This window comes from Neorhizobium petrolearium, assembly GCF_029854435.1.
GTDB lineage: Bacteria > Pseudomonadota > Alphaproteobacteria > Rhizobiales > Rhizobiaceae > Neorhizobium > Neorhizobium petrolearium.
In genome coordinates, this window is sequence record NZ_CP123000.1 from 2,207,514 (window position 1) to 2,221,638 (window position 14,125).

Annotated in this window: 12 protein-coding genes; all 12 read right to left on the reverse strand. The window is 61.8% G+C overall.

What is annotated here, in order from left to right; all coding sequences use genetic code 11:
- Positions 1-30 precede the first annotated feature (30 nt).
- From murB to mraZ, 12 genes are read right to left on the reverse strand one after another with little or no spacing between them, the layout of a single operon-like run.
- On the reverse strand, positions 31-1,005 hold the full coding sequence (gene murB, locus QEO92_RS11220) for a UDP-N-acetylmuramate dehydrogenase (RefSeq protein WP_037147505.1): 975 nt from the start codon (positions 1,003-1,005) through the stop codon (positions 31-33).
- Positions 1,002-2,417: a UDP-N-acetylmuramate--L-alanine ligase gene (gene murC / locus QEO92_RS11225; RefSeq protein WP_227703057.1), complete on the reverse strand. Its 1,416-nt coding sequence runs from the start codon at positions 2,415-2,417 to the stop codon at positions 1,002-1,004. The genes murB and murC overlap by 4 nt, the downstream gene beginning before the upstream one ends.
- Positions 2,414-3,571, reverse strand: coding sequence for an undecaprenyldiphospho-muramoylpentapeptide beta-N-acetylglucosaminyltransferase (murG, locus tag QEO92_RS11230; protein WP_227703059.1), 1,158 nt, complete (start codon positions 3,569-3,571; stop codon positions 2,414-2,416). The genes murC and murG overlap by 4 nt, the downstream gene beginning before the upstream one ends.
- A 6-nt stretch (positions 3,572-3,577) precedes the next feature.
- A complete protein-coding gene (gene ftsW / locus QEO92_RS11235) occupies positions 3,578-4,732 on the reverse strand; it encodes a putative lipid II flippase FtsW (protein ID WP_227703062.1) in 1,155 nt (384 codons plus the stop codon).
- 3 nt (positions 4,733-4,735) lie between these two features.
- Positions 4,736-6,154: a UDP-N-acetylmuramoyl-L-alanine--D-glutamate ligase gene (gene murD, locus QEO92_RS11240; RefSeq protein ID WP_227703064.1), complete on the reverse strand. Its 1,419-nt coding sequence runs from the start codon at positions 6,152-6,154 to the stop codon at positions 4,736-4,738.
- A gap of 7 nt (positions 6,155-6,161) precedes the next feature.
- On the reverse strand, positions 6,162-7,265 hold the full coding sequence (gene mraY, locus QEO92_RS11245; RefSeq protein ID WP_227703065.1) for a phospho-N-acetylmuramoyl-pentapeptide-transferase: 1,104 nt from the start codon (positions 7,263-7,265) through the stop codon (positions 6,162-6,164).
- 28 nt (positions 7,266-7,293) lie between these two features.
- Entirely contained in the window at positions 7,294-8,727 is a 1,434-nt protein-coding gene (locus tag QEO92_RS11250; RefSeq protein WP_227703066.1) for a UDP-N-acetylmuramoylalanyl-D-glutamyl-2,6-diaminopimelate--D-alanyl-D-alanine ligase, read from the reverse strand.
- Complete coding sequence (locus QEO92_RS11255) at positions 8,724-10,184, reverse strand: UDP-N-acetylmuramoyl-L-alanyl-D-glutamate--2,6-diaminopimelate ligase (RefSeq protein WP_227705146.1); 1,461 nt, start codon at positions 10,182-10,184, stop codon at positions 8,724-8,726. Before QEO92_RS11255 ends, QEO92_RS11250 begins: the two co-directional genes overlap by 4 nt.
- A gap of 58 nt (positions 10,185-10,242) precedes the next feature.
- A complete protein-coding gene (locus QEO92_RS11260) occupies positions 10,243-11,988 on the reverse strand; it encodes a peptidoglycan D,D-transpeptidase FtsI family protein (protein ID WP_227703067.1) in 1,746 nt (581 codons plus the stop codon).
- Positions 11,988-12,449 carry a cell division protein FtsL gene (ftsL, locus tag QEO92_RS11265; RefSeq protein ID WP_227703068.1) on the reverse strand — a complete coding sequence of 154 codons (462 nt, stop codon included), beginning with the start codon at positions 12,447-12,449 and terminating at the stop codon, positions 11,988-11,990. Before ftsL ends, QEO92_RS11260 begins: the two co-directional genes overlap by 1 nt.
- Before the next feature lie 4 nt (positions 12,450-12,453).
- On the reverse strand, positions 12,454-13,479 hold the full coding sequence (gene rsmH, locus QEO92_RS11270; RefSeq protein WP_227703069.1) for a 16S rRNA (cytosine(1402)-N(4))-methyltransferase RsmH: 1,026 nt from the start codon (positions 13,477-13,479) through the stop codon (positions 12,454-12,456).
- Positions 13,480-13,493: 14 nt separating this feature from the next.
- The gene (gene mraZ, locus QEO92_RS11275) at positions 13,494-13,928 is read right to left on the reverse strand and encodes a division/cell wall cluster transcriptional repressor MraZ (RefSeq protein ID WP_227703070.1); all 435 of its coding nucleotides are present in this window, start codon (positions 13,926-13,928) and stop codon (positions 13,494-13,496) included.
- Between the last annotated feature and the right edge of the window lie 197 nt (positions 13,929-14,125).

Consider the following 14,125-nt stretch of genomic DNA (forward strand, 5'->3'; position numbering starts at 1 on the left):
AAGGATACTAGGCAGTAGTTTGGGGTATGGTCACTCGGTCGTGACGCCCTGGAATGGTCTGACCTCGCGACCTGGCATGAAGATGCCGAGCCGCTTGATTTCCCATTCAAGCTTGATGCCGGAATGTTCAAAGACGCGCTGACGGATGGTCTCGCCAAGATATTCCAGGTCGTAACCGGTCGCATGACCGATGTTGATCATGAAATTGCAATGGAGCGAGGACATCTGTGCCCCGCCGCTCATCAGGCCACGGCCGCCCGCTTCGTCGATCAGTTTCCAGGCCGAATGGCCTTCCGGATTCTTGAAGGTCGAACCGCCGGTCTTTTCCTTGATCGGCTGCACCGTCTCGCGATGCTGGCGTACTGCATCCATCTCGGCGCGAATCTTCGCCCTGTCCTCGGGATAACCTTCGAAGACAGCGTGCGTGAAGATCAGGTCTGCCGGCACCGATGAATGGCGGTAGCTGTAGCCCATCTCCTCCTTCGAGAACACATGCTTGTTGCCCTTGCGGTCGACCGCATGGACTTCGACCACCCGGTCCGCCGTCTCCGTGCCGTTGGCGCCGGCATTCATGCGCAGCGCGCCGCCGATCGAACCCGGAATGCCGTAATAGAAGGCGAAACCACCGATCCCATTATCCATCGCCATGGCGGCGATATACTTATCGGGGCAAATGGCACCGGCCTGGATGCGGTTCTCGCCGACGAGATCGAGCCCGCCGAACCCCTTGGCGGAAAGGCGAAGGACGACGCCCGGAATGCCGCCGTCACGGACCAGCAGGTTGGAGCCGACGCCGACCACCGTCAGCGGCACGTCCTCCGGCAGGATCTTCAGGAAGGTGACAAGGTCATCGACGTCGTGAGGCTGGAACATGAGCTCGGCGAGACCGCCGGCCTGGAACCAGGTAACGCGATCCATCGGCGCATCCGGCGTCAGGCGCCCGCGCAGTTTGTTGACGTCATCCCCCAGCGACGCCAGCAGCTTTTCCCCATTCACCTGTTTCATTCCTTTTGTCCCGAAATATTTTCCAGTTCCTTCGGCAAGGCCGCCGCCCATTGCGTGATATTACCAGCCCCCAGAAGAACCACGAAATCACCTGGTTTCGCAATGCCCGATACAATCGAAGCAAGTTCGTCCGGCGAAGCCATATAGCGCGCATCGCGATGGCCGCCCGAGCGGATGCGGGCAACCAGTGCTTCGGAACTGGCACCTTCTATCGGCTCTTCGCCCGCGGCATAGACCGGCGCCAGGATAATGCTGTCGGCATCGTTGAAGCAGGTGGCGAAATCCTCAAAGAGGCTCGACAGGCGCGTGTAGCGATGCGGCTGGTGAACGGCAATGATACGGCCTTGGCAGGCCTCGCGCGCCGCCCTCAACACCGCCTTGATCTCAACCGGATGATGACCGTAGTCGTCGAAGATCTGCACACCATTCCAGATGCCGGTGAGCGTGAAGCGGCGTTTCACACCCCCGAAATTCGCAAGCCCCTTGCGGATATTCTCTTCCGAAATGCCGAGCCGATTGGCGACTGCAATCGCCGCAGTCGCGTTCGAAATGTTGTGCCGGCCGGGCATCGGCAATGCCAGATCCTTGAAATTGAAGACGCGACCGGTGCGGCGGCGGCGGATTTCCACATCGAAGATCGCGCGCGTGCCTTCCGTGCGAACGTTGGAGAAGCGCGCGTCAGCCTGAGGGTTCTCGCCGTAGGTGATGATCTTGCGATCCTCGATGCGCCCGACGAGCGCCTGCACTTCCGGATGGTCGAGGCAGAGCACGCCAAAGCCATAGAACGGTACATTCTCGACGAACTGCCGGAAAGCGGCGCGCACCGCGTCGAAATTGCCGTAGTGGTCGAGGTGTTCCGGGTCGATATTGGTGACGACCGCAACATCAGCAGGAAGTTTCAGGAAGGTGCCGTCCGATTCGTCGGCCTCAACGACCATCCACTCGCCCTCGCCCATCCGGGCATTGGTGCCATAAGCATTGATGATGCCGCCATTGATGACAGTCGGATCGAGCCCGCCAGCCTCCAGGAGTGTCGCAACCATCGAGGTCGTGGTGGTCTTGCCATGCGTGCCGCCGATCGCGATCGCATTGCGGAAGCGCATCAGTTCGGCGAGCATTTCGGCACGGCGCACGATCGGCAATGATTTTTCACGCGCAGCGATCAGCTCGGGATTGTTCTTCTTGATCGCGGTCGACACGACGACAACTTCCGCATCGCCCAGGTTTTCTTCCCTGTGGCCGACAAACACCGGAATGCCCTTGTCGCGCAGCCGTTGGACATTGGCGCCGTCGGCCTGATCTGAGCCCTGCACCTTGTGGCCGAGATTGTGCAGAACCTCGGCAATGCCGCTCATGCCGATCCCGCCGATGCCGATGAAATGAACAAGCCCTATGGCCTTCGGCATCTTCATGCCCGCACTCCCCAATCTTCTGATTTACCGAAGTCCTTCGACGTCCTGAATTCCGCAATCGACTTGCGTTCGGCTATAGCCACGACCATATCCGCGAGCAAGCTCGCCGCGTTCGGATGTCCTGCCGTCTTGGCGGCGGTGGCCATTTTTTCCAGGCGATCCGGTTCCTTCATCGCAGCCGAAATGAGCGATGCCAGCTTTTCCGGCGAAAGCTCCGATTGCGACACGACCTGCGCTCCTCCGGTCGCCACGAGTGCCGCTGCATTAGCAGCCTGGTCATGATCCAGAGCATGCGGGTAAGGCACGAGAATGGCGGGCCGTCCGATCACTGCGATCTCGGAAACCGTGGAAGCACCCGAACGGCAGATGACGAGATGTGCAGTCGCCAGACGTTCGGCCATGTCCGAGAAGAACGATGAGATATCGGCCGGTGCGTTCAGTTTGGCAAAGCAGGAGATCACGCGATCCTTATCTTCCGGCCGCGCCTGCTGGGTGACGACAAGGCGGTCGCGCTCGGCCTTGTCGAGCAGGCTGAGCGCCGTCGGCACGACCGAGGAAAAATACTGAGCACCCTGACTGCCGCCGAAAACGACCAGCCGGAATGGATCGCTGCCGCGGGATGCAATGTAGGGAATATTAGAGGCAGCCAACACCGCCGGTCGCACCGGATTGCCGGTGGTGACGGTCTTGTCCGCATAGGGACCATTGTTCTCCGGCAGGAAGCCGCCGGCGATTGCCTGCACCTTGCCCGCCAACGCCTTGTTGGCGCGACCCATCACGGCGTTCTGTTCGTGGATCATCGACGGCACGCCCATGGAGGTCGCCGCCATCAGCGGCGGCACGGTGGGGTAACCGCCAAAGCCGACGACCGCGAGCGGCTTCAATTTGCTGACCAGGCGGCGGGCGGCGCGAAGCCCCGTCCAGAGCCTCCAGCCGGTACGGGCGACCGCAATCGGATTTTTCGAGCCCAGCGTGGCGGAAGGAACCACATGAATCTCGTCGGCCGGAAATGTGCCCGCGAAACGCTCCGCTCGGCTGTCGGTAACGAGATGGACGGAATAGCCCCGCGCCTTCAACTCATGCGCGAGCGCCTCCGCCGGAAATACGTGACCGCCGGTTCCCCCGGCGGCGAGAAGGATGATGCCCTTGGTCATCTATATTTACTCCGCCGGTACGCCTTGAGCGACACGGAACAGGCTCTTCTCCTTGGCCCGCTTTTCCGGGCGGTGACGCGTGAGCGCCAGAATGAACCCCGCCGTGATGGAGATAGCGATCATCGACGAGCCGCCATAGGAAATCAAAGGCAACGTCATGCCTTTGGCCGGCATAAGTTCCAGATTGACGCCGATATTGATCAGCGACTGCATGCCAATCTGCAGCACGAGCCCCGCCACCGCAAAGCGGTTGAAGTCATTGCCTTCCTTGAAGGCATGATTGAGGCCCCGCAACACGACGAAGGCGAAGACCGCCACCAGCGCCATACAGAAGATAATGCCGAATTCTTCCGCTGCAACGGAGAAGATGAAGTCAGTATGGCTGTCCGGCAGGATGCGCTTGACAATCCCCTCGCCCGGTCCCTGGCCAAACCAGCCGCCCTGCAGGATCGCTTCATGCGCCGTCTCGATCTGAAACCGGTCGCCTTCGCCAGTCAGGAACTTGTCGAAACGCGCGGTCACGTGGGGCAGCATGTAATAGGCCGCAAGAATGCCGCCTGTTCCGACACCGCCGAGCAGGACGATCCAGAGCCACGGCATGCCGGCCATGAAGAACATGCCGCCCCAGACGACGCTGGTGAGGATGGTCTGGCCGAGGTCCGGCTGGGCGACGAGGAGCGCCGCGACGATGCCGAACAGGATGATGGCGAAGAGATTGCCCGGAATTTCCGGCTGACGCGCATGCTCGGCAAAGAGCCAGGCGCAGACCACAACGAAGGCGGGCTTCATGAATTCGGAAGGTTGGATTGAGAAAGTGCCGACACCGATCCAGCGCCGGGAACCCTTGACCTCAACGCCGAAGAACAGCGCCAGCACCATCAACGCCAGCGAAATGACGAGGAGGATGATCGCCGTACGGCGCACCTGCCTCGGCGTCAGGAAGGAAAGACCGATCATCACCGCCAATGACGGAAGGATGAAGAGCGCATGCCGCTCGACGAAATGGAAGCTTGGCAGGCCGATTCGCTCGGCAACCGCCGGTGAGGCCGCAAAGGAGAGCATGAAGCCGATGCCCATCAAAAGCACGAAGGCGACGAGGAAGAAACGGTCGATCGTCCAGAACCAGTCTGCGAGCGGCCCTCGGTCTGCGCGGCTTACCATCTGTCAGCGTCCCTTTCCGGTCTCGATCAACATCGTGACTCCCTCGAGGGCCGCGACGTAGCCGACAAAGGCATCGCCGCGAACCTCGAAATTCTTGAACTGATCGAAGCTGGCGCAAGCAGGCGACAGCATCACCGCGGACGGCATCGCGTCAGCCCCCGCATCCGCTGCGGCATGCGCCACGGCCTTTTCGAGCGTGCCGGAAATCTCATAGGGCACCGCCTCGCCGAGGGTTGCCGCAAACGCCGGCGCCGCCTCTCCGATCAGATAGGCCTTGACGATACGCGGAAAGAGTGGAGCGAGGCTTGCGATCCCGCCCTCCTTCGGCAGACCGCCGGCAATCCAGTAGATACGGCCGTAGCTGGAAAGCGCCGGCGCTGCGGCCTCCGCGTTGGTTGCCTTCGAATCGTTGACGAACACCACCTGCCCGCCCCCATGGCGCAACTGGCCGACCGGCTGCATACGGTGCTTGAGGCCTGGAAAGGATTTCAGCCCCGCACGGATGTCATCCCTGGAAACGCCGACTGCCAGGCAGGCGGCGATTGCCGCGGCGGCGTTCTGGGCGTTGTGGCTGCCTTTAAGCGTCTGGACGCCGTCGAGATCGACAAGCACCGCAGAGGTGCCGCCCTGCGCCTCGATGATCCGTGTGCCTTCGGCATAAAGTCCATCGGCCACGACGTTGCGCTTGGATATGCGTCTCACCGACACTCCAGCCCGTTCGACGCGGTCGGCGATCAGGGCGCAATGGGAATCATCGATGCCGATGACCGCAGTCTCGCTGCCGGCAACCAGCCGTTCCTTGATATCGGCATAATGCTGCATCGTGCCGTGCCGATCGAGGTGGTCCGGCGTCAGGTTGAGCAGGATGCCGGCCGTCGGATCAAGTGTCGGCGCAAGGTCGATCTGGTAGGAGGAGCACTCGACGACAAAGTAGCGCTCGGCCTTCGGCGGATCGAGCGTCAGGATGGCCGTGCCGATATTGCCGCCGAGTTGCGTGTCGCAGCCGCTCGATTTCAGGATATGAGCGATCAACGCAGTCGTCGTCGATTTGCCGTTTGTGCCGGTAATGGCAATGAAGGGGCAATCCGGCGCATGTGCCCGGCGCTCGCGGACGAAAAGTTCGACATCGCCGATGATCTCGACGCCTGCCGCACGGGCAAGATCGACGCTCCAATGCGGCTTCGGGTGGGTGAGCGGCACACCTGGCGATAGCACGAAGGCGGCCTGGGCCGGCCAATCGATGGTGTGCAGATCAGCAGTCGTGATCCCCTCGCCCGCAGCCTTCCCGACACTATCCGGATTGTCGTCCCAGGCGACCACCTTCGCCCCGCCGGCGACAAGCGCCCTGGCGGTCGCAAGTCCGGATCCGCCGAGCCCGAAAAGCGCGACCTGCTTATCCCTGAATGTGGTGACCGGGATCATCTTGGTCTCACCTGAGCTTGAGCGTCGAAAGCCCGAGGAGCGCAAGCCCGACGGCGATGATCCAGAAGCGGATCACCACCTGGCTTTCCGTCCAGCCAAGCTTTTCGAAATGGTGATGGATCGGCGCCATCAGGAAGACGCGCCGGCCGGTCATCTTGAAGAATCCGACCTGGATGATCACCGACAGCGTCTCTATGACGAAGAGGCCCCCGATGATCGCCATGACGATCTCGTGCTTGGTGGCGACGGCGACGGAGCCGATCAGGCCGCCGAGGGCCAGCGAACCGGTGTCGCCCATGAAGATTGCAGCCGGCGGCGCGTTGAACCAGAGGAAGCCGAGGCCCGCGCCGATCACCGCGCCAAGAATGACGGCAAGTTCACCCGTGCCGGGCACGAAATTGATCTGCAGGTAGTTCGCGAAGACCGCGTTGCCGGCGAGATAGGCGATCACGCCGAAGGAAGCCGCAGCGATCATGACGGGCACGATCGCGAGCCCATCGAGGCCGTCCGTCAGATTAACCGCATTGCCCGCCGCGACGATCACGAAGCCGCCGAACAGGATGAAGAAAAACCCGAGATTGAGGAGGAAATCCTTGAGGAAAGGAAAGGCGATCGACGTCCCGAGAACCGGATTGGTCGAAGAACCCGTCGCCAGCGCCACGCGCATCATGAAAAAGACGGCGATGCCGGCGATGACGAATTCGATGCCAAGCCGCGCTTTGCCGGAAAAGCCCTTCTCCGTCTGCTTCGTCACCTTCAGGTAGTCGTCATAGAAGCCGATCGCACCGAAACCGAGCGTGACGAGCAGCGTGGCGACCACATAGATGTTGGAAAGATCGGCCCAGAGCAGCGAACCGCCGAGGATGCCCGCCAGAATCATCAGTCCGCCCATGGTCGGCGTACCGGCTTTCTTGAAATGCGTCTGCGGTCCGTCGGCACGGATCGGCTGGCCCTTGCCCTGCCGGACGCGTAGCGAAGCAATGATCCGCGGGCCAAACAGGAAGACGATAAAGGCAGAGGTGAAGAGGGCCGCTCCCGTCCGGAAGGTGATGTATCGGAACAGGTTGAAGAATTGAATTCTATCCGCCAGTTCCACAAGCCAGATCAGCATTCAGGGCCCTTTCTCAAGCCGCGTCTAATTAAGAGTGGCGCTCCGTGTCGGGGAATGCCGGGTAGTTGTCAAGCAGGGCTGCGACGATCCTGCCGAAGCCAAGTCCAAGCGATGACTTCACCATGACGACATCGCCAGGCATCACCGCGCGCACCACGAAATCGGCCAGATCCGCCGTTTTCTCGCGGTATTCGACATGGACGCTTTCGGGGAGCGCGTCGCGCAGTGCCGCCATTTCCGGACCGGCGAGCCAGACATGCTCGACGCCGGCGGCAAGCAGCGGGCCTGCCAGATCCTCGTGCACCTTTGCCGAGAACTCGCCCATCTCCAGCATGTCGCCGAGCACGGCGATTCGCCGGCCGGCAAGTTCCGGTGTCGCGGATGCCAGGAGCGCGATCGCCGCCCGCATGGAAGCCGGATTGGCGTTGTAGCTTTCGTCGATCAGCGTCAGATGTCCCTCGCCGATGCCGAGGAGATGGCGTTCGCCCCTGCCCTTGACGGCCCTCAAGGCGGTAAGCGCCTCCATGGCCTTCGGCATGTCCGCTCCCATGAGGAAACAGGCGCCGAGCGCCGCCATGGCGTTTTCGGCGATATGGCGGCCTGCCGCACCGATATGGATTTCCGAAGTTTCCCCGTTCAGCACGGCCCAGACGGTCGAGCCTTCCGCATTGCCTTCGAAATCCGCCAGCCGGAAATCCGCCTTCGCATGCTGGCCGAAGGTGTAGACGTGGGATACCCCGGACTCTTGCGCCTGCTTTTCCAGGAAGTCGAACTGCTTGTTGTCCCGGTTGAGGATCGCCGAGCCGCCGGGCTCAAGCCCCTCGAAAATCTCCGCCTTGGCAGCGGCGATCTCTTCGAGGCTCTTGAAGTGGCCGAGATGGGCGGCGGCGATCGTGGTGATGATCGCCACATGCGGACGCACCATCTTCACAAGCGGCCGGATCTCGCCCGGATGGTTCATGCCGATTTCGAAGACGCCGAAATCCGCATCCGCCGGCATGCGGGCGAGCGTCAGCGGCACGCCCCAATGATTGTTGAAGGAAGCGACGGCGGCATGCACCTTGCCGGAGGGCGCCAGCACCTGGCGCAGCATCTCCTTCGTCGTCGTCTTGCCGACCGAACCGGTGACGGCGACGATACGCGCCCGGCTGCGGTCACGCGATGCAAGGGCAAGCCGGCCCATCGCGGCGAGCACGTCGTCGACGATGATCATCGGCACGATGAGCTTGCCCAATGCGGGAAGCTTCGCCTCGCTGACCACGATCAGCGGCGCGCCGTTCGCGACAGCCATGCTGGCGAAATCGTGGCCGTCCACGCGATCACCCTTGATGGCAAAAAAAGCCTCGCCATCGCCGATGGTGCGGCTGTCGATCGAAATGCCCGTGATGCCCTCGGGCAGGGTGCCGATCGGCCGGCCGCCCATGGCGGCCACCATCTCCTCCGACGTCCACAGAAAGCTCATGACTTCAGCTCCTCCAGCGCCTTGCGTACCTCCACATGATCGGAAAACGGCAGGATCGCCGCGCCGATCGTCTGGCCCTCCTCATGGCCCTTGCCGGCAACGATCAGAGTGTCGCCGGAATTGAGCATGCGCACGGCCTCTCGGATTGCTTGCGACCGGTCGCCGATCTCGATCGCGCCCGGCGCCGCGGCCATGATTTCGGAGCGGATCACTTCAGGAACCTCGGATCGCGGATTGTCGTCGGTGACGATGACGACGTCGGCAAGCCTTGTCGCCACCTCGCCCATGATCGGCCGCTTGCCCTTGTCGCGATCACCGCCGCAGCCGAAGACCACGATAACACGGCCTGTCGTAAAGGGGCGCACGGATGTCAGCACATTTTCCAATGCATCCGGCTTGTGGGCATAATCGACATAGGCGAGCGCGCCATCCCGTGTATGACCGACCAGTTCGAGACGGCCGGAAGCGCCAACCAGTTTTTCGAGTGCGGTTATGGCGACGGGAGCGGCCACGCCGGTCGACATGGCGAGACCCGCCGAGACCAATGCATTCGCAACCTGGAAGTCGCCGGCAAGCGGAATATCCACTTCGAAGATTTCGTCGCCGAAATGGACTTCGGCGGTCTGCTTGTGGCGGAAGTGCTCAACCCGCTTGAGGCACAAATAATTGCCCTTGCGGCCGACAGTGCGGACATCGAGGCCGGAGGCGGTGGCCACGCGGATCGCCTCATCAGACCATTGGTCGTCGGCAAAGATCACCGCCGGCGAACCTTTCGGCATCAGCGTATCGAAAAGCCGCATCTTGGCGGCCATATAGCTTTCCACCGTCGGATGGTAATCCATGTGGTCGCGGCCGAGATTGGTGAACGCGGCAGCCGAGAGGCGCACACCGTCGAGGCGGCTCTGGTCGAGGCCGTGGCTGGACGCCTCCATGGCGGCATGGGTGACGCCTTCGGCGGCAAGTTCGGCAAGCAGCTTCTGGAGTTCGACCGGATCGGGCGTCGTCAGCGAGCCGTAGTCGTTGCGGGTTGGAGAAACCACACCGGTGGTACCGATCTGAGCTGCGGCAAAACCGGCATACGCCCATATCTGACGGGTGAAGGAGGCAACCGAGGTTTTGCCGGCCGTCCCCGTTACAGCAACCATGGTTTCCGGCTGCGCACCGTAGAATCGAGCCGCGGCAAGCGCCAGCAGCCGGCGCGGATTGGAAACCACCAGAACCGGAATTCCCGCATCCGCCGGATGGCCAGCGATGGCCGCAACGGCACCACGGGCTGCGGCATCGCCGATATAGGCCGAACCGTCGGCCTTTGAGCCGGCAAGCGCGGCAAACAGCATACCGGGAATCACCTTGCGGCTGTCCGAGGCAAGGCCCCTCACATCGAGTTCACCTGCCGGTCCGGCCATGAGCTCCGCTATTTCCGGAAAATCCCGTCCGGCAAGGTCCCGCAATTTCATCGGCTGAATCTTCATTCTGAGTATCGTCCCCACGAATCGTAAGCCGATTTGTTATCGCTCAATAAGACACGAGCAGGGCAGAACCGTCATTGCCGAATTTCGGCTTTACACCGAGAATGGGCGCAGCTCGGCTGATGATCTCCTTGACCATGGGCGCGGCCGACGTCGCCGACAGCGCCGCGCCATTGCCCTTGTCGGTCTTCGGCTCGTCGGCAAAGCTCAAGACCACATATTGCGGATTGTCCATCGGAAAGGCCGCCAGGAAGGCGTTGAAGTTCTTGTCGTGCGCGTAGCGTCCGTTGACGACCTTGTCGGCGGTGCCCGTTTTTCCGCCGACGTTGAAGCCGGTGACACGGGCGTTCCTGCCGGACCCGTTGGCACCGTTCCACTCGAAAAGGAAGCGCATGTCCTTGCTGGTCGACGGCTTGAGCACCTGGGTTGCAACCTTGTCAGCCTCCTCGCGCGTGCGCGGCAGGAAGGTCGGCTCGATCAGCTTGCCGCCGTTGACGAGCGCCGCCCCTGCGACGGCCGTCTGCAGGGGCGTCGTCGAGACACCGTGGCCGAACGAGATCGTGATGGAGTTGATCTTCTTCCACGTGCGCGGCTGGCTGGGCTGGGCGACCTCCGGGAGCTCCGTCTTCATCTTGCTGAGCAAACCAAGCCGGGTCAGGAATTCCTTGTGCCCGTCGATGCCGACGGTATCGGCGATCTTCGCGGTCCCGATATTGGAAGAAAATTGGAAGATTTCGGGAACACTGAGCACTCGTCCCTTGCCATGGAAATCCTTGATGGTGAAACCGCCGATGCGAATCGGGAAGCGTGCATCAAACGTGCTCTGCAGGTTCACCTTGCCGGAATCGAGGCCCATCGCGATCGTGAAGGACTTGAAGGTCGAACCCATCTCGAACGTACCGTTCGACATGCGGTTGAACCATCCTTCCTCACCACCCACGGCGGGATTGTTGGGATCGAAATCCGGGGCGGAAGCCATGCCGAGGATTTCTCCGGTATGGACGTCGATGACGACAGCTCCGGCTCCGATCGCGCGATATTTGGCGATCGCTTCAACAACCACTTCGCGAACGATGGACTGCACGCGAAGGTCGATCGAAAGCTTCACCGGTTCGAGAGGCTGGTTCGACGTCATTCCGACGGCTGTAAGGTCCGCAAGCCCCTGACTGTCGACATAACGCTCCATGCCGGCAACGCCGCGGTTGTCGATATTGACGTAGCCGACGACATGCGCGGCCGTCGCTCCGCCGGGATAGAAGCGGCGCTTCTCCGGCCGGAAGCCGATCCCCGGAATGCCGAGCGCCAGGATCTGGCTCTGCTGTTTCGGCGTGAGCTGGCGCCGGAGCCACTGGAAGCGCGAACTGGATTTGAGCTTCGAATAGGTCGACTTGACGTCGAGATCGTGCAGCACGGTCGAGAGTTTCTCGATCACCTCGTCCGCATCAACGATCTTGTGCGGCTCGGCAAACAGCGAAACCGTCCGGATATCGGTCGCCAGTACCTCGCCATTGCGGTCGACGAGATCGGGACGAGAAGCCATGAGCCGATCGGCAGGCAGGATACTGGACGTCGTAAGCGGTTGCGCCACACCATATTGCACGAGACGTCCGCCGATGACGCAATAGAAAACGGTGAACCCGGCAATCAGCAGGCCGACGCGATTCTTCGCCTGGTTGGCCTTCCGCTTGCGGGTGCCCTCGAACGAGGCGCCACCCGACGAAGAATAACCGCGACTGCCGGCGGAAAAATGCGCCCGGCTCTTCAAGACCATGATGCGAGACAGGAAAGACATCAGCGGTTCACCGATCCAGTAGAGATGACTTCGACGGAGCCGCGCGGCAGCGGCACCGGGATTTTCTGGGCGGGCTTTGCCTTGGCGGCTGCAACACCCTTGAGCGCGGCGGCAACCTCGCTGCTCTTGCCGGCGATGATATCCTCGATCGTCGTCTCCGGCTGCGGCAGCGCCGATCTGGGCATCGGCAGTTCTTTCGGCATGGCAAGCTGGGTCGGCTCGGTCGGAGCCAGGCCGAGTTCCGAATTATAGACCTTGATCAGCCTGTGGAGACGGTTCGGCTGGGTGAGCAGCGCCCAATCCGCCTTCAGGAGATCGATCGTGTCCTTCTCCAGCTTGATTTCCGTCTCCAGCCGGCGGACCTCGGCAAGCTTCTCGTCGGCGCGATGTTTGATCGTGTAGGTAACGACCGCCGTCGCCGTCATGATGCCGATCAGAACGAGATCGAAGCTTCTGAGCATTCCGTTAGGCTCCCATCTTTGCAATGCTGGCGAGATCGGGCAGATCGAAAATCGACATGTCGACCGGGCGCGGCGCCGCGTCCGTACGAATGCCGGCGCGCAATTTGGCAGAACGGGCCCGCGGATTGGCTTCCGCCTCCTCATCGCTGGCGGCGACCACCGATCTGCCAAGCGTCTCAAAAACGGCAGGCTTCGCCTCGACCATCGGCAGATGTCGCGAACCGGAAACCTTGCCGGAGCGATCGGCGAAGAACTGCTTGACGATCCGGTCTTCGAGGGAATGAAACGTGACGACCACGAGCCGGCCACCAGGCTTCAAGGCACGCTCCGCAGCAAAAAGAGCCTGGGCGAGTTCACCGAGTTCATCGTTGACGAAGACGCGCAGCGCCTGGAAGACGCGCGTCGCCGGATGGATCTTGTCCTTGGCCTTGCGCGGATTGACGCTTTCGATCAGGTTCGCAAGATCGCGTGTCGTGGTGAAAGGCTGGGATGCGCGGCGCTTTTCGATAGCCCGAGCAATACGGCCCGCCTGCCTCTCCTCGCCCAGGAAACCGAAGATGCGGGTGAGATCGCTAACCTTGGCGCGATTGACGACATCGGCGGCCGAGACGCCTTCAGCCGACATGCGCATATCGAGCGGGCCATTTCTCTGGAAGGAGAAGCCGCGCTCGGCTTCATCGATCTGCATCGACGAAACGCCGATATCGAGAACGACGCCATCAACCCCGCCCTGCGGCGCATGGTCTGCAAGCCGGGAAAACTGAGAATGAATGAGCGTGAGGTGATCTTGATTGGCATCGACAAGAGCCTGACCGGCGGCAATCGCAGTCGGATCCCGATCAAGGGCAATCACGTCGGCACCAGCGGCAAGGAGGGCGGACGTATACCCGCCCGCCCCGAATGTGCCGTCCAGAATAAGCTTGCCCGACCGGGGATCGAGAGCATCGAGGACTTGCCTCAGAAGAACCGGAATGTGGCGAACCGGTCCGCCGTCGGGCTCGGTTGTTCCCTTGCCTGGATTCGCCGCCATTCCGCACCCCTGTCCTAGACGGGACGCGAACTCAGACGCCCCTCTCTTGCCGCCGCCTGCGCCGCATGGAACGCCTGCGGCTGCCAAAGCTGAAAATGATCCGAGCGCCCGACGAAGGTCACTTCCGAACTGATTCCCGTGAAGTCGCGGATAAAATCCGTGACCATCAGCCGGCCCTCCGCATCGAGCCTCATGAAGACGCCGCCACCGTGGACCAGCAGCGACATCCGGTTCGCGTCCGGCGAAAACGGATCCACGGAAGCGATCTGCCGTTCGTAACGATCGAGCAGGTCCGGCCCTCCGACGCTGATCGCCGGATAGACGAAATCCTGGAGACAATAAAGCTCCTGAATTCCGCGCTCCGAAAGAACCGAACGGAAACTCGCCGGAACGGAGACCCGCCCCTTCGCATCGATCCTGTTCGTCGCATTCGACAGGAAGCGGCTCATCACACCGAACATCCGCCCCATTCAAATCCAGGGCGAAAAACCGCCCGCCCGTACGCACCGCACCAGACACAGCTTCGCCACCCGAATGGACGACAAGCCATCCGGCCCGAAGACCGAAACTCTGGGATTTACGGGCGATCATCCGCCCTTGCACAATGCAGCTTTGGGATACCATGGGACCATATGGGCGTCAATGG